16 protein-coding genes are annotated in these 15,229 nt (G+C 49.3%); 5 read left to right on the forward strand and 11 right to left on the reverse strand.

Going from position 1 to position 15,229, the window contains the following annotated elements:
- Positions 1-2: 2 nt before the first annotated feature.
- The 6 genes from ACFVU8_RS05940 to ACFVU8_RS05965 all read right to left on the reverse strand — a co-directional run bounded on the left by ACFVU8_RS05940 (position 3) and on the right by ACFVU8_RS05965 (position 7,231).
- Entirely contained in the window at positions 3-983 is a 981-nt protein-coding gene (locus ACFVU8_RS05940) for an AAA family ATPase (protein ID WP_387426247.1), read from the reverse strand.
- A gap of 86 nt (positions 984-1,069) precedes the next feature.
- Complete coding sequence (locus ACFVU8_RS05945; protein ID WP_387426248.1) at positions 1,070-2,158, reverse strand: GerAB/ArcD/ProY family transporter; 1,089 nt, start codon at positions 2,156-2,158, stop codon at positions 1,070-1,072.
- 22 nt (positions 2,159-2,180) lie between these two features.
- Positions 2,181-3,335, reverse strand: coding sequence for a Ger(x)C family spore germination protein (locus tag ACFVU8_RS05950; RefSeq protein ID WP_387426249.1), 1,155 nt, complete (start codon positions 3,333-3,335; stop codon positions 2,181-2,183).
- Positions 3,332-4,765 (reverse strand): spore germination protein, encoded by a 1,434-nt coding sequence (locus ACFVU8_RS05955; RefSeq protein ID WP_387427213.1) that lies wholly within the window; start codon positions 4,763-4,765, stop codon positions 3,332-3,334. Before ACFVU8_RS05955 ends, ACFVU8_RS05950 begins: the two co-directional genes overlap by 4 nt.
- 191 nt (positions 4,766-4,956) lie before the next feature.
- A complete protein-coding gene (locus ACFVU8_RS05960; protein WP_379466809.1) occupies positions 4,957-5,949 on the reverse strand; it encodes an aldo/keto reductase in 993 nt (330 codons plus the stop codon).
- A gap of 193 nt (positions 5,950-6,142) precedes the next feature.
- On the reverse strand, positions 6,143-7,231 hold the full coding sequence (locus ACFVU8_RS05965) for a LuxR C-terminal-related transcriptional regulator (protein ID WP_387426251.1): 1,089 nt from the start codon (positions 7,229-7,231) through the stop codon (positions 6,143-6,145).
- A gap of 115 nt (positions 7,232-7,346) precedes the next feature.
- On the opposite strand from ACFVU8_RS05965, the gene ACFVU8_RS05970 reads away from it, so the two are divergent.
- Positions 7,347-8,468: a saccharopine dehydrogenase family protein gene (locus ACFVU8_RS05970; RefSeq protein ID WP_387426253.1), complete on the forward strand. Its 1,122-nt coding sequence runs from the start codon at positions 7,347-7,349 to the stop codon at positions 8,466-8,468.
- A 37-nt stretch (positions 8,469-8,505) separates the two neighbouring features.
- Here the strand turns inward: ACFVU8_RS05970 and ACFVU8_RS05975 are convergent, their stop codons facing one another.
- Entirely contained in the window at positions 8,506-9,366 is an 861-nt protein-coding gene (locus tag ACFVU8_RS05975) for a DUF421 domain-containing protein (RefSeq protein ID WP_379466806.1), read from the reverse strand.
- 166 nt (positions 9,367-9,532) lie between these two features.
- Here ACFVU8_RS05975 and ACFVU8_RS05980 point away from each other — a divergent pair, with 166 nt between their 5' ends.
- The 3 genes from ACFVU8_RS05980 (at position 9,533) to ACFVU8_RS05990 (ending at position 11,074) form a co-directional block, all read left to right on the forward strand.
- Positions 9,533-9,739: a DUF1657 domain-containing protein gene (locus tag ACFVU8_RS05980; RefSeq protein ID WP_066368813.1), complete on the forward strand. Its 207-nt coding sequence runs from the start codon at positions 9,533-9,535 to the stop codon at positions 9,737-9,739.
- A gap of 253 nt (positions 9,740-9,992) precedes the next feature.
- A complete protein-coding gene (locus ACFVU8_RS05985; protein ID WP_387426255.1) occupies positions 9,993-10,424 on the forward strand; it encodes an Lrp/AsnC family transcriptional regulator in 432 nt (143 codons plus the stop codon).
- A gap of 20 nt (positions 10,425-10,444) precedes the next feature.
- Positions 10,445-11,074: a LysE family translocator gene (locus ACFVU8_RS05990; protein ID WP_379466804.1), complete on the forward strand. Its 630-nt coding sequence runs from the start codon at positions 10,445-10,447 to the stop codon at positions 11,072-11,074.
- 52 nt (positions 11,075-11,126) lie between these two features.
- On the opposite strand, the gene ACFVU8_RS05995 is transcribed toward ACFVU8_RS05990, so the two are convergent.
- The 4 genes from ACFVU8_RS05995 to ACFVU8_RS06010 all read right to left on the reverse strand — a co-directional run bounded on the left by ACFVU8_RS05995 (position 11,127) and on the right by ACFVU8_RS06010 (position 14,140).
- Positions 11,127-11,495: a DMT family transporter gene (locus tag ACFVU8_RS05995; RefSeq protein WP_379466803.1), complete on the reverse strand. Its 369-nt coding sequence runs from the start codon at positions 11,493-11,495 to the stop codon at positions 11,127-11,129.
- A complete protein-coding gene (locus ACFVU8_RS06000; RefSeq protein WP_387426256.1) occupies positions 11,495-12,049 on the reverse strand; it encodes a TetR/AcrR family transcriptional regulator in 555 nt (184 codons plus the stop codon). The genes ACFVU8_RS05995 and ACFVU8_RS06000 overlap by 1 nt, the downstream gene beginning before the upstream one ends.
- Before the next feature lie 146 nt (positions 12,050-12,195).
- A complete protein-coding gene (locus tag ACFVU8_RS06005; protein ID WP_379466801.1) occupies positions 12,196-13,236 on the reverse strand; it encodes a Gfo/Idh/MocA family protein in 1,041 nt (346 codons plus the stop codon).
- A gap of 16 nt (positions 13,237-13,252) precedes the next feature.
- Positions 13,253-14,140, reverse strand: coding sequence for a sugar phosphate isomerase/epimerase family protein (locus ACFVU8_RS06010; RefSeq protein WP_379466800.1), 888 nt, complete (start codon positions 14,138-14,140; stop codon positions 13,253-13,255).
- A 126-nt stretch (positions 14,141-14,266) separates the two neighbouring features.
- On the opposite strand from ACFVU8_RS06010, the gene ACFVU8_RS06015 reads away from it, so the two are divergent.
- Positions 14,267-15,154 carry a helix-turn-helix transcriptional regulator gene (locus ACFVU8_RS06015; RefSeq protein ID WP_379466799.1) on the forward strand — a complete coding sequence of 296 codons (888 nt, stop codon included), beginning with the start codon at positions 14,267-14,269 and terminating at the stop codon, positions 15,152-15,154.
- Positions 15,155-15,229: the final 75 nt, after the last annotated feature.

Raw genomic sequence — 15,229 nt, forward strand, 5'->3', positions numbered from 1 at the left:
GCTTAGTCCGCCCTTCCGCCTTTGGCAGCCAGAAGCGGTTCAGCAGGCACTTCCACTTCGCGCAGAACCTGTTCTACAACTTCTGCAGCCTGCCCCTCCCGAGCCTTCATGCCCTGATGCAGTAGCAGACGGTGTGCCAGAACCGGCACAGCCACGGCCTTGATATCATCCGGTGTCACGAATGAACGCCCTTGAATGAGCGCATACCCTTGGGCAGATCTCAACAGTGCACCGCTGGCCCGCGGACTCGCACCCAGCCTTACCGCCGTAGACCTGCGGGTAGCTTCAGTGATGCGGACGATATAAGTCAGAAGATCATCACTGACGCTAATCTCTGCTGCCAGCTGCTGTACTGCACGGATCTCCTCCCCCGATGCTACCGCTGTCAGGTTCTCAAGCGGATTGCCGAGCCGGAACCTTTGGAGAATATGTACCCCTTCTTCCAGGGATGGATAACCGGTCTTGATCCGCATCAGGAAGCGGTCGAGCTGCGCCTCCGGCAGCGGAAACGTACCCTGATTGTCCACAGGATTCTGGGTCGCAATTACAAGAAACGGTGACTCCAGCCCATGCGTAACCCCGTCAATGGTGATTTGGCGCTCCTCCATACATTCCAGCAAACTGGATTGTGTCCGCGGTGTAGCGCGGTTTATTTCGTCAGCCAGCAAGATGCTAGCGAATACAGGGCCCGGACGGAACTGAAATTCTCCGGTCTTCTGATTATAGTAATTAATGCCGCTCAAATCAGAGGGTAGAAGGTCCGGTGTGAACTGAATTCGTTTGAAATGACAGTCCAGTGACTTTGCCAGAGCCTTGGCAAGCAAGGTCTTGCCCGTTCCAGGCACATCCTCCAGCAGCACGTGACCATTAGCCAGCAATGCGGTCAGCAGCAGATCCACTCCGTCTATTTTCCCAACAATAACTTTGGCCAGATTCTGGCGAATATCTTCGATAAGTCTCTTACCTTCAAGGATATCTATCATGGATAACACTTCCTATCTGATTAAAGGTATCTACTATAGGATAATCATACCAGAAAGCGTATACATTATAAATGTCCGGATAATGTCTATTCCAACGGTCTTTTTCGAAAACGGATAAGGGCAACGATAAAATAAAACACAGGAAGGCAGTCCACTCCGAACCAAATCCAAATAGCAACCGCGGAGTTATAGTCCCGGTCGTACACCGCTACATTTTGCGAATAGAGGAAGGCAATCACTAAGGCAATCAGCGTCAGCGACTGCACCATGTACTTCTTCCCTTTGTTGTTGGTCAGATTTGACAAGCACCGGACAGCGACATAAATGAGAAATGCACTGTGGATAAACAGCGAGGAAGACCATATCCCGATTAGAAGCGGATCTATATTTCCTATAATATTGTCGTGTGTAGAACTTCGGATCATTTCCAGAAAAGGATACTGAATTTGGGGGCCAAGATAGGCACCCAGACTGAGCAGAGTGAGCAGCCACCCTGTAAGGATCGAGATCATAACCAACAGAGAGGCCACTGTCAGCTTTTTATAGACATGTTTATCGAGTTTGAGTTCCGGGACAATGAATAGAAAAACGATCCATTCCGAGACCCAGGAAGTCACAATCCAGGAATCCTTAACGGCTATGATCGGGTCATGATAGTGCAGCAACGCGGGCAGCATATTAAGATCCACTTCCTGCACAAATAAAAAAACAGTGAAGAGCGATGCCGAAACAATCAGCAGAAACAACCCATCCGTCATATAAATCAAACTTGAGAACCGAAGCTTCGCCGTATACATAATGACCAGCCCTATGAGCAGCTGAATAAACCATGGAGGGGTTCCCCGCAAGTAATTGGAGCCGAAGAACAACACGAAATTCTCCAGATCCAAAGACACATAATATATACACCAGCACAACAGCAACACAATGACAACCTTATGAACCCATTTGCCGACAATACTGCTGCCAAAATCCACCCAAGCCTGTCCCGGTTTCAGCCGCCCTACATAAACCGCACAGAACATCATCCCGATGCTAAGCAACGTGCCACCCATCACTGCCATCCAGGATTGATAGGTAGGACTTGAAATCAGAGTGGGCACGAGAAAAATGGACGCTTGTGAATTCAGATAAATAAACGCGAACCGGGTAAGCTGCCATTTTGTTGTGCGCATGCGGTACTCCCTTCACATTGAATCACACCTCGGTGCCATAATCGGCAATCTGGAAGTTCGCCTTTACTCGGATTTCGGCATGATTCTTATAGTAATCTTCCCAACGGTCACGTATCTTCCGCCATTCCTTTGGATAGTTCCATTCCATGAGCAGGCCTAGTTCCAGCACATCCGCTCCAGCTGTCTTCGTCTTTTTGATCGCTTCGTTCAAATCTTGAACAGCCTTCTTTTCCAATGCCTCTGTTACAATACGACTGAATACAGTCTTACTCCGGCTTTCCATGTCCTTCTTGTAGACGAGACTAGCCCGCCCTTTGAGTGTGACATAGAACACAGGCCCTTTCTCCGTCATTCGTACAGTTCTGGACCCCTTGGAAGTGAAGAAAACGGCACTCACACGGCTTTTCCCCTCATCCCAGGTTACCGTCATCACCGGATCCTGAGGATGCCCTAGTGCCCATGCCAGTGACCTCGCGTCCTGCAGGCCGACTGTGCCCCTCATTTTATCCTTTTGGAAAAGCATGGCGCCCTGCATCCCGACCCAATATTCAGGCATAGCCGGAACCGTATCATTCGGATTATTACCAAAGGATAAGTAATTGATGGCATAGCCCATCCCGCTAGCCTCCGCAATCAGACACTGCTTGATGGTTGTTCCCAGTACGTAGTTGTTTTGCCCAAACTTCATCAGGACCTCGCCCGGAAGTGTCTCGAAGGTTGGTGTAAGTTTTGAGATCATCTGCGCCCTTCCCGGAGCGGCGAAAACGTAGGTGCCAAGCGGCAAGCTTGGTTCTCTTTTCATCCATTCCAAGAGTTCGGCCATCCGGCTGCTGGCATATTCTTTACCAACCACCACCGCTTTGATCTTTGCCAGGCTGATGTTTCTCGTTAAATCCTTCTGGATCAGCATCAGTGCGTCAGTGACAGTCTCCGCCGTTTTGGTGACTTTCGCATAAGTCTTATTGCTGCCGCTGCCATCGCCGCCGCCCGACTGCTGCCCATTCATCAAACGGTTGGTCAGGGGGGAACTGATCGACAGCTCGACTGTACCTGGCTTCTTGCCCGTATCGAGGTAAACCGCGTAGACGAAGCTTAATTCATCCAGTTCCACCTTGGACCAGCAGCCCGTCAGATTCAGCATCAGCATTAGGGCGATCCCCAGCTTTAGCAGGTTCATTTTTTTCGCTGCCTCCTTTGGTTCCGCTTGCTAAAGGCATCGCTACGCCTGTTCATATAAGTAGAGGGTACCCGCAGCAACGTATCCTTCCAATCCTGAAAGACAAAGGGCGCAATCGGCTGCATATATGGCGTTCCGAAGGAAAGAAGATTGGCCAGGTGACCATAAAGGACAAAGGCTGCCGTGAACACACCGATTAAGCCCATGGTCCCCCCGAGAATCAGCAGCGGAAAACGCAGGAGCCTGAACGTTAATCCAAGCTCCAGATGCGGAATAATGTAGGAAGCAATACCTGTTATGGATACGACAATGACCATTGGAGCCGATACAATGCCCGCCATTACTGCCGCCTGTCCAATGACGATCGCCCCAATAATTGATACTGTCTGCCCGACAGGCTTCGGAATACGCGTTCCCGCTTCACGCAGCGCTTCAAAGGTCAGCTCCATGATCAGTGCCTCAGTCAACGCAGAGAAAGGAATGTTCTCCCGTGCTGCTGCAATGGTGAGCAGTAAATTGGAAGGTATGATCTGGGCATGAAAGGTAGTTATGGCCACATATAGTGAAGGAAGAAGCAAGGCGATAATGGAGAATACGAATCTTACAATCCGTATCCAGCTGCCCGCGAAATAGCTCTGATAATAATCCTCGGAAGATTGCAGCAAGGAAAAAAGAGTTACCGGGGTTAGCAGCGCAGATGGTGTACCATCCTGCAGCAGGCCGATGCGGCCCTCCATGAGGGAGGCTGCCACGGAATCCGGGCGTTCCGTATACTGGAACAACGGAAATGGCGTTAGCACATCATATGTAATATGCTCCGCCAGATAGCTGATGCCGAGGATGCCATCGATGGACAAGTCCTGGAGCTTACGGTCAATCTCCTCCAGCACTTCTGGTTTATAGAGTCCCTCTATGTACAGTACGTACACGTCGGTCTTCGTATATTTACCGATGCTATAATGCTTCATTTTCAAGTCAGGATGCTTGATTTTATGGCGCAGCAGCGATAAATTCGTCTCTATATCCTCAATGAAAGCTTCCTGCGGGCCGATAACCACCAGCTCATTCTGTGATTCGCTGACTGCGCGCTTCTGATATTTGGTGATATCGAAATAGTAAAGGAACGGAAAGCCCTCCATTCCCAGCACCACATTCCCCATGACGACCAGATCTGCTGCTGCAGTAATATCAAAGCATTTCAGGCTGGGGATGGAGAACGCCGAGCCTCGTTCCAGCCGTTCGAGAAATTTCGGCCAATCCAGTCCGGAGTTACTCTCCTTTTTCAATATTTCGCTAATGCCTACCTGAAGACTCCGGGGGTCTACAATAGAAGGAATATAGATTAGCGTACAGGCATGCCCATGCACCTGAAAGACCTGATAGACGATGTCGCTGCTCCCAGCTAACTGCTTCTTGATAGTCTCGAGCATCTGTGCATCCACGGTCTTCGCCTCCGGTCATAAGTTGATGGAAATCTGCTTTAGTTTGCCAATTTAACAATAAGTTATGCGATACGAGGTACGGCGGCTGATTAAGCCAGAATGCAAAAAAAGCCAGCCCCGCTTGTCCCGGAACTGACTTTATGAATATGTGTAATCTGTAGCTGTCGCTATAAGCTCTGCTAAAAAGTACGGCCGAGTCCACCGCTGACTTCGTGCGGCACATAGGCTGATTCCAGCCGCTGCACTTCATCCGGGGTCAGCCGGATGTCGACGGCTGCTACCGCATCCTCCAGGTGCTGCATCTTGGTCGCGCCGATGATCGGCGCAGTAACCGGCTTCTTCTGCAGCACCCAAGCCAGGGCCACCTGCGCGCGCGGAATGCCGCGCTCTTCGGCAATCTCCTTCACCTGTGTAGTCACACGGTGATCAGCTTCGTCGGTCTTGGCGTATAATTGCTTCCCGAATTCATCGGTCAGGGAACGCGCACTCGACTCTTCGAAGTCCCGTGTCAGCCGGCCGCGGGCCAGCGGACTCCACGGGATGACACCAATGCCCTCTGCTTGGCAGAGCGGCAGCATCTCCCGTTCTTCTTCACGGTACAACAAGTTGAGATAGTTCTGCATGGAGACAAAACGCGTCCAGCCATGGCTTTCCGCTACATGCAGCGCTTTAAGAAACTGCCAGGCATACATGGAGGAAGCTCCGATATAGCGGGCTTTACCAGCTTTGACCACATCATGGAGTGCCTCCATGGTCTCTTCAATCGGCGTCTCACTGTCCCAGCGGTGAATCTGGTATAGGTCAACATAATCCGTACCCAGCCGCTTGAGGCTGTGGTCGATTTCACTCATAATGACTTTGCGCGAAAGTCCGCCGCCGTTGGGACCCGGCCTCATCCGGCCATGGACCTTCGTTGCGATGACCACATCATCACGGGCCGCAAAATCCTTCAGTGCCCGCCCAACAATCTCTTCGCTTGTCCCATCGGAGTATACATTGGCCGTATCAAAGAAGTTAATACCCAGCTCAAGCGCGCGGCGGATGAACGGCCGGCTCTCTTCTTCTCCCAGTGTCCAGGCATGGCTCCCCCGCTCGGGTATCCCATAGCTCATGCAGCCCAGGCAAATACGTGAAACTTCAAGTCCTGTGGAACCTAGCTTTGCATAATCCATTGAACATCATCCTCTCAACCAGAAGTTATGACGAACGCTTACGTTACTAGTATAGCTCCCGCAGTAGAGAAATAAAAATGTAGCAAGATTCCGTACAGCGGGAGTTCTTCGCCTTGGCGAAATTAGCAGTCAAATAGTATCAACCTATACACAAAGCCAATCCGGGAAAAGCCGATTTTTCCGGATCAGGATCTCACACTTTCTTATCACTACTATAGCGAGAAAACAAACGCCAGATTAGTTCTCTGCGACTCGTGACACCCGTCTTGATAAAAATCGACTTGAGATGATCCTGAACGGTGTACGTAGAGATATGTAGATTGTGGGCTAGTTCCTTGGTCGATAGCCCCTTGGAGATTTGCTCCACGATTTCTTTCTCCCGTGATGACAATCCATATGACTCGGCAATGAGCGGCAAGATGTCGGCGGTTCGGGCTGGCTCAAAGGTAACAGCCAGCTGAACCTGACCAGAAGACTCGTCCAGCTTGCTGGCAGCAATGGCCAAATAATGGCCTGATGGCAATCGCAGACAAATCTTGGCCTTTGAGGGCTGATGCTCCTCAGCAGCGGTCAGTTCCGCAAGCGCGCGCGAACATACTGCCCGCACCGGACTTGGCAGGATATCGGGTTCAAGCTGTTCCCACTCCCCAAGCATGGCCAGCCATTTCCTGGCTTGCCCATTGGAAGCAAGCGGGTTCAACGCATGGGACAACACCAGGAGGCCGACTTCCTCCTGCAGCCCCTGGATATCCTCTGGTGGCGTGCTTAATGTGTACCCCCGCAAGGATCGGGCGATCCATGGCGCGATAGCCGCCAGAAAGACTTCCTCCTCTGCCTGGAAGAATGAGTCTTCCGCTGCCCTGAACAATGTCAAGTATCCCCAGCAGGCCCCTCCGCTCAGCAAGGCTACACGGATTTCATCCCCAAGTCCCGCGGGCTCCAGCACAGCAAGATATCTTCCGCTTCGCCCCAGTTCTCCTTCTGTGGCACCACTAAGTGTTGCCACAGGGACCGGCCGGTGGACCAAAGCGTCGTATTTGTTGAAATCTTCATGCAAATATTCGTATTCAAACAGCCGGGCATGGATGGAGTCAATTCCTTCCCCCGCAATGGCTCCCGTAGACAACAGAGTGTAGGGATCAACTGTTGTACAGCAAGCAGCCTCGAACGGAATCCAGTCCTTCAAGCGGCTGATCATCGCCTCTCTGTATTCATACGATGATGACGTTCTTCGCTCCAGTCGCTCCAGCTCTTTCTTGAACGCTTCCAGACTCAGTGACATGCCCTTCTCCTTCTGAATCCCACAAATGTGGGATGGTCTCATTCTGACTTCACGATGATAATTACTAATTATATAGCAGCACATTATATCATCAAGTCAGGAGAGGCAACACACAATGAACAAGGATATTATCGTCATCGGCGGTTACGGCCATGTCGGCTCACAAATCTGCACCCTGCTAAGCGAACGCTATCCTGGGCATGTCTATGCCGCAGGCCGCAGCCTGGAACGTGCTGAGCAGTTCAGCAAGACCAAAGGCGGCAAGGTGAAACCGCTGCGCCTGGACCTCACAAAAAAAGCAGACCCAAAGCTGCTAAAACGGGCGAAACTTGTAGTGATGTGCATGGATCAGAAAGATACTGCTTTCGCAGAAGCTTGTTCGCAAAACGGAGTGTATTATGTGGATGTTTCAGCTAACGGTGCTTTTCTTACCCGCCTTGAAGCACTGGCATCCCCCTCCAGAACACTCCCTGGAACGGCTGTATTGAGTGTCGGACTAGCCCCCGGCTTGACCAACATGCTGGTTCGCCAAGCCAGTGAAGCCATGGATCATACGAACCGCGCGGACATCACCATTATGCTCGGACTTGGTGATAGTCATGGAAAGGCAGCCATTGAATGGACCGTAGACAATCTAAGGGTAGACTTCGATATTGTGGAGAACGGAAGCCTTGTGGCAGCGACCAGCTTTACAAGCGGCAAGACAAGTGATCTTGGGAAGGGACTGGGGCGTCGCACTGCCTACCGATTTCCTTTTTCAGATCAGCAGACCCTGCCTCGGACACTTGGTATCCCTTCCATCTCCACACGTCTGTGCTTTGATTCCCGAATCGCTACCGGTTCTGTAGCTTTACTGCAGAAATTCGGGCTAAAAAAAATGCTCCGCAGCGAGCGGATGCGTAAAGCGGCAGTATGGTCTTTTGGCAAGCTCCGCTATGGAAGTGATCAATTTGCTATTAAGGTAGATGCTTATGGCACGAAGAACGGTCTCCCCTTTACAGCGGAATATGGACTTCAAGGGAGCAATGAGGCCCGAACCACGGCCCGGACTGCCGCCGCTGTGGCGGGAGCGATCTATGACGCAATACTGCCTCCCGGTATTTTTCATATAGAGGAGCTGTTTACTATGGAACTTGCCAGCGATCGCCTCTCACTCAGGCTGACAAACTCCGCGGAGAATGGCCAGTCCTTTACGATTGACGAGATCCGCTGTTGGGATCGTGAGGTGTTTCAATAGCGCAAATAGATATCGAAAATTAACGAGCGACGCGTCTCTAGCCCTGAAGATAAGGCTTTAAGGTCTGCACCATCTCCAGCAGCTGCTTAGAAGCGTCCTCGTACATTTGTTTAGCTTCCTTGTTCTGTGTAGAAAGGCTGAACAATTCCATGTCTGCTTCGGCTTTTTTGAGGGTGGCGTAGAGCTGCGGCTTCTCCTGTAACTCCGGCACTTTGATTTTGTCCGCATAGAGATCCACTGTCAGATCACCGTAGGAATCCACCTGTCCCAGAAACACATCTTCGGTATTCAATCCCAGTAGTTCGAGCTTGCCTTGCAGCCAGCCCCGGGTCTGACCCAGATTATCCAGCGGCTCATCCAGCACCTTCCCGTCCATAATGACAGCCAGCGGCTCTTTCTGTTGAGGAACGATAATCCCAAGATCCTTGGCAGTTAACGGCTGGTTCTCCTTTTTCAGCAGGACGTTAATTGTACCGGAGGATTCCATCATCGCAAACTCAACATCAGCGAGCCTGAAGACATCCTTCTTACGCAGTTCAGCCAGCAATTCATCCGAAGACAAACGCTCCTTCTTCAGATTTTCTTCGAGAATTTTACCATCCTTAACAAGGACCGCAGATTTGAAGTCCATGAAATCTCTTGCTTTCTTACTCTTGATCTGCAACCATTCAGTGCCAAGCGAGACGGCAACCCAGACCGCAAGGGCAATGAGGCCAAGAAACCAATTCTTCTCTGTATCCATGGATATATAGGCCGCCAAGCTCCCGATGGTAATGCCTGTAATGTATTCGAATAACGAGAGCTGAGACACCTGTCTCTTCCCGAGCAATCTGGTTAAAAAGAAAAGAACCACGACGGCGCATAGCGTCCGCACAATAACCTCCAACCATAACGGCAACTGTAACTCCTCCTTTGATTTAAGTGTCCATGTTGCTTAACACATTCATTATTTGTTAATTGAACCGGAAGAAAACAGGGATTTTTTCCCCTGAATAATGACGCAAACCGGAGTGAATCATATTCAACGTTAATCAGTATCAATCACCCGAAGGAGGAACTTACAAATGACGGTAGCTTCGCAGGTAAAAACATGTCTCTCTTCTCTAAAAGGCGCTCAGGCTAGCTTGGAACAATTCGCTCTTTCAACACAAAATCAGGATGCCAAAACACTGTTTACCAACGCTGCAGCACAAACACAGCAAATCGTACAGCAAGTAGAGAGCCGGGTTCAAGAATTGGAAAAAGAAGAGCCTCAATATAAAGGCTTCTAAATAAGAAATGCCCTGTTCCTTTAGAGGATCAGGGCATTCTTTATTTAGGGGAGAACTATTCCGATTGTGCAGAACTCCCTTATGATCTCACTATTTTTGCGGTTAAAGTTTTAAAGTTCAATCCACTTTCAGCCAAGCTCAATTTAATTATTTTAAACCCAATTAGATAAACACTTAAATAAATTTTCATTTTTAGTACATACATTTTCATTTATTTCGTTTTTTGTATAATTAGCCTAAAGGAGTGAAAGCAATGGACGACATCGATCTTCAGATTTTGGAAATGCTCAAGGCCAACGGTCGCATCACAAGTTCCGAAATTAGTAAAGCCATACACTTATCCGTGCCTGCCGTCACGGAAAGAATACGAAAACTGGAGAAAAACGGAGTGATTGATCAATTCACAGTCAAATTGAACCGTAAAGCTATAGGGCACAACTTCGTGGTTTTTATTTTTGTACAACTGAATGGCTCAGCCAAAACTGAGACATTCCGCAAGAACATTACTCAGTCACCGTTAGTACTAGAATGTCACCATATTTCGGGTGAGTATGACTATCTCCTAAAAGTTGGATTACCGGATTTATCCGAAATGGAGAGCTTTATAACGCATACGCTAAAGGCGAATCATGACGTTGTGCGTTCCAATACGATTTTTATATTATCTACGCTGAAAGAAGAATAGAGAAAAAGGAGTGCATCCCTATGACTTGGGAATGGCTCGCAAAAGGAATCCTATTAGGAGTTTCTATCGCAGCTCCTGTAGGTCCTATCAGCATATTATGTATCAAAGAGACCCTGACCTCAGGTTTCAAAAACGGACTATCCTGTGGTTTGGGAGCAGCCACAGCGGACGCAATCTACGGTTGTATCGCCGGGTTAGGCTTATCCACTCTCACTACTTTTCTGGTTGACTACAAAACGTTACTACAAGCCCTAGGCGGACTGTTTATTTGTTATCTTGGCATGAAATCTTTACTATTTACTCCCCGGATGAGAAGCAGCACCGAATCCTATTCTCCAAAAAACTTACTAAATGCATACATAGTAACGCTGCTATTGACGTTATCCAATCCTATGACGATTGTTTTCTTTCTCGGCGTTTTCAGCGCTTCCGGTGTTCAGTTGTCGCATAACAACTCCAACATGCCATTTTTGATCGGCGGTGTTTTTCTCGGTTCCGTTATATGGTGGATCTGTTTGGTAGGCAGCACTACTTTGTTCCGGAGCAAAAAGAAGGCAGGTGGCTCGAAGCAGAACTTGTTTAACAAGCTGTCTGGAATGGTTATGTTATCTTTCGGTATGCTTGCCCTCATTCAATCTCTGGGCCTTTAAAACAAATGCGGGTGTCCCAATCAGCCATTGGCTATTAGGACACCCACATTCTTTATTTAGCAGAGACTACTTCGGTTTGTGCAGAACTCGATGTATCCCCATGACCCGGACCAAATAGATTCAGGACGACTACGCCAATTACGATCAGAGCGATGCCGACAAGACTGCCGGTCGATATTTTTTCCTTCCAGATCAGTACCGAAATGATGACGGTAGCCACCGACCCGACTCCTGACCAGATAGCATAAGCGGCATTCAGTGGAATTGTTTTCAATGTAAGCGATAAGAAGAAAAAGGCCACCACAAAACCAACAACAACCCCGATAACTGGCAGCGGCTTGCTGAATCCTTGTGATGCCTTAAGCATCGACGTCCCGAACAACTCAAATAAGATAGATACAGCTAGATACAAGTAACCCATTATTCTTTATTTCCTCCAGACCATGAAATTAATTGTTCAAACACTTGATCCCGCAGCTTCTCGTCCAGTTGAGCCATTCCGAACAGCTCCGTAAACCATAGCCCATCGGCGGCCAGCCTAATGATGGTAGCTTGTACGGGATCGATACCATCATGGATAATGTTATTCTGCCAGTTCTTGAACTGTTCCCTCATTCCGTCCAGCAGCTTGGGATTTGCAAAAGCAGCAGCGAACAACGCTGAACTCCTGTCGAGGCCCTGCTCCACCTCCTCAAAGGCGGTTCCCACATATGCACGACTCCACGACCCTTGTACAGTAGGATCTGCCTCTGCCTTCAGCTGAACATTCTGTCCGTATTCTTCATTGCTCTTATCCACCATGCCGGTGATCAGGGCGTCTTTACTTGCAAAATGATACAACAGCCCGCCCTTGCTGACTCCCGCTTCCTTCGCAACCGCATCCAGCGTCAGCTGACCCATTCCGTCCCGCTGTACAATTGTTGAGGCTGCATTCAGAATCGCTTCCCGTTTGGAATTGACATTATGAGCTGTCAATAACATCACCTCTTTATATTTAGTGTACCGTCTGGACGGTTTTTAGGTCAATATAAAATTGCTACTCAGGAGAACTTTTTTATCAATATATACAAAAAAGCCAGCAAATACGGTTGTAACCGCTTTGCTGGCGCTTTTTTATTCCTTTAAATGTTCATCAAATCTGCAATTTGAACCTTTTGCCCGGTTCGAGCACTCTCCAGTGCTCCGAACACCATGGCCATACTGTAACGATTATCCCTGCAGTCTGTCTCTGCCGGACGCTGCTCTTCCAGTGACAAGAACATTTCATCCAGACAACCTGGATGGAATGTATTCTTCATTTCCACTTCCGGGCCTTGAACGGTTTCATAATCATAGAGGAATTTGCCGGTCTGGTCGCCGGATGACACCACCTCGGCATAAGGCATACCATTGCCATCCCAAAGCGCAGTCCCCTTCTCTCCGGTAATTCGCCAGGAAGCTTCCCATGACGTCGGCGCGCCTTCCGCACACCAGGAACCTTGGTAACTAAACACAGAACCGTCGGACATTTCAAAAATACATATGGCCGCGGCATTCCCAGCATACCATGATCCCGGAGGATTAAATTCCTGACAGTATACCGTCACCGGATTGGCTCCGCTGATGTACCGGGCCTGATCAAAGGTATGTACCGCCATGTCCAGCAGCAATGGGCTCTCCATCGCATCACGAAAGCCACCGAAATGGGGAGCCAGGAAGAAGCTTGCGCCGATATAACCGGTTCTGCCGATAGTTCCCTGTTCCATCAAGCTCCGTAGTGAACGAATCCGATGATCAAAGCGACGGTTCTGCATCACAGCATGCGTCTTCCCCGTCCGCTCCGTTAAGGCCACAATCTCATTACACTCGGCCATTGTGCCAGCCAGTGGCTTCTCTCCGAAGACCTGACAACCCATTTCCAGTGCCGTGCGGGCAATTGTGAAATGGCTTTCCGGAATCGTCACGTCAAATACAAGGTTTGCACCGGTCTCGGCAATGGCTTGCTTCAGATCCGTAAATGTCGGACAAGTTAGATTGTACCGCGCAGCCATCGCTTGTGCAGCCGAGGGATACAGATCAACCAGTGCAACAATTTCCGCGTCCTCCCGCCCGAGTGCATATTCCACCCAGGCATTCGCCATTCCCCCGCAGCCCGCTAAAGCAATACGATATGATACTGTCATGGTGCACCTCCTTTGATTAGGTCGGATTCGGCACGAAGCTTCCGCCGCGGCAATGCTTAAGGTAGTTCAGAGCATGAACTTGCCCGGTCATCTCCAGCTCATCTTTGTAGACCGGATCATGCCAGCCTTCAATATCAATCGTTCCTTTATAACCCGCTTGGCGCAGGATGGTGATAATATCAGCCCAATTCGTATCCCCAAAGCCTGGCGTACGGTGCCATACATACTCCTTGGAGCCGTGAATACCATATTCCTTAACAATATCCCAAGCGATCGTTGCGTCCTTGCCGTGCACATGGAATACTTTATCCGTCCATTTGCGCAGCTGCGGGATTGGATCAATCAGAGCCACCATTTGGTGACAGGGTTCCCATTCCAGTCCCAGGTTGTCGGCAGGCACGGCGTTGAACATTTTCTCCCAAGCTTGCGGGTTGTGAGCAATGTTCCAATCTCCAGATTGCCAATTGCCACCCATGGAGCAGTTCTCAAAGGCAATGCGCAGGCCACGGTCAGCCGCTTTCTTCGATAGTTCACCGAATACTTCAGCGAACTTCGGCAGGGAGTCATCAATGGATTGACCCGGTAGACGTCCGGTGAAGCCGGATACCATATCCGTTCCGAACAAGTGGGCTGTGTCGATCAGGCGCTCCCAGCTTGCCAATGTATCTTCGTTGCCGTTAGCATTCGTGAGCGGATTGCCGAAAATACCAACCGAAGAAATAACAAAGTTATGTTGATCCGCTAATTCACGCACGCGCTTAGCCGTCTCTACCAGATCGGTCTCTCCGGTTGTTTGCCAAAAGGTCAAGCTAAAGGATTCGAAGCCATGTCCTACGATTTGCGGAATCACACGAACGGCATCGCCGCCGCCTACTAAAGTACCGATTCTAAGTGTATCTTGCATCTTGTGTACCACTCCAATATTGGTTTATATTAAATTCAACACTTCAAGTATATTCGTCATTAATACCTAAATCTCTGATTATATTGTGTTATTATAGTTCAATCTTGTGGTGGAGGCTGGAGTGCATTGACATATCCGAAGGAGCTTAAAGAATACCCGCAACTGGAACAAAAGACGTATCCGTTCCGTTTGTTCATCAACGACCGCCAGGAGGAAAAGGCGGGTCAGAATATTCTCTTTATACACTGGCATGAGCATTTCGAGATTATTGTGATGCAGCGCGGCAGCGCTATTTTCCATGTGGACAGTCATCCTTATGAAGTTGAAGCGGGCGAAGTCCTGTTCGTTCCATCGGGGGGGCTGCATGTCGGCTACTGCCTTAAGGATGGGCCTATTTGCTATACCTCTATCGTGTTCCACGGGTCGCTCTTCGAAGACTGGAAGCAGGACCCGCAGCATGAGCAATTCGTTGAACCATATGTGAGCAACCGTTATCAGTTCCCGGTGAGGCCTGCTGAGCATATGCCGTCTTTTGCCGCACAATCGGCACTGCTTCAATCCATTATTGAAGAGGATCAGGTCAAGGGTCCGGCTTATCAGCTGGCGATCAAGAATTACCTTCACCTGCTGTTTACCCTGCTGTCACGGAATTTTTTACCTCAACAGCTTGTTGGCAGTCCAAAAGAACATCACTCGTTCAACCGGGAACGTTTTAAGCCGCTACTGACCCATGTAGAGGAACATTTCGCTGATAAAATTACCATTGAGCAGGCAGCCAAAACCGTCAATCTGAATCCTTACCATTTCTGCAAAACCTTCAAGAAGCTGACCGGACGTACCTTTATTGATTATGTGAACCTGTGCCGGGTTAATGAAGCAGAGCGACTGTTGCTGGAGAGTAATCTTAGCATTACCGAGATCGCCGGGCGGGTTGGCTGTGACAATCCCAATTATTTTACAAAGCTGTTCAAACAGTATAAGGGCATGACCCCGTCAGGGGTACGTAAAGTTTGATAATTGACGACCCTGTTTGAGAACGATATCAAGCGGTTTGAATAAAAAGTGTGATAGTATCTTCATATCTGTTTC

Origin of the sequence: Paenibacillus sp. NPDC058177 (assembly GCF_042883835.1) — a bacterium.
GTDB lineage: Bacteria > Bacillota > Bacilli > Paenibacillales > Paenibacillaceae > Paenibacillus_AQ > Paenibacillus_AQ agri.

What these genes read in the sequence shown, in the direction of transcription:
- ACFVU8_RS05940 (WP_387426247.1), bottom strand. Translation starts at nt 983, where the DNA reads ATGATAGATATCCTTGAAGGTAAGAGACTTATCGAAGATATTCGCCAG.
- ACFVU8_RS05945 (WP_387426248.1), bottom strand. Translation starts at nt 2,158, where the DNA reads ATGCGCACAACAAAATGGCAGCTTACCCGGTTCGCGTTTATTTATCTG.
- ACFVU8_RS05950 (WP_387426249.1), bottom strand. Translation starts at nt 3,335, where the DNA reads ATGAACCTGCTAAAGCTGGGGATCGCCCTAATGCTGATGCTGAATCTG.
- ACFVU8_RS05955 (WP_387427213.1), bottom strand. Translation starts at nt 4,765, where the DNA reads ATGCTCGAGACTATCAAGAAGCAGTTAGCTGGGAGCAGCGACATCGTC.
- ACFVU8_RS05960 (WP_379466809.1), bottom strand. Translation starts at nt 5,949, where the DNA reads ATGGATTATGCAAAGCTAGGTTCCACAGGACTTGAAGTTTCACGTATT.
- ACFVU8_RS05965 (WP_387426251.1), bottom strand. Translation starts at nt 7,231, where the DNA reads ATGTCACTGAGTCTGGAAGCGTTCAAGAAAGAGCTGGAGCGACTGGAG.
- ACFVU8_RS05970 (WP_387426253.1), top strand. Translation starts at nt 7,347, where the DNA reads ATGAACAAGGATATTATCGTCATCGGCGGTTACGGCCATGTCGGCTCA.
- ACFVU8_RS05980 (WP_066368813.1), top strand. Translation starts at nt 9,533, where the DNA reads ATGACGGTAGCTTCGCAGGTAAAAACATGTCTCTCTTCTCTAAAAGGC.
- ACFVU8_RS05985 (WP_387426255.1), top strand. Translation starts at nt 9,993, where the DNA reads ATGGACGACATCGATCTTCAGATTTTGGAAATGCTCAAGGCCAACGGT.
- ACFVU8_RS05990 (WP_379466804.1), top strand. Translation starts at nt 10,445, where the DNA reads ATGACTTGGGAATGGCTCGCAAAAGGAATCCTATTAGGAGTTTCTATC.
- ACFVU8_RS05995 (WP_379466803.1), bottom strand. Translation starts at nt 11,495, where the DNA reads ATGGGTTACTTGTATCTAGCTGTATCTATCTTATTTGAGTTGTTCGGG.
- ACFVU8_RS06005 (WP_379466801.1), bottom strand. Translation starts at nt 13,236, where the DNA reads ATGACAGTATCATATCGTATTGCTTTAGCGGGCTGCGGGGGAATGGCG.
- ACFVU8_RS06010 (WP_379466800.1), bottom strand. Translation starts at nt 14,140, where the DNA reads ATGCAAGATACACTTAGAATCGGTACTTTAGTAGGCGGCGGCGATGCC.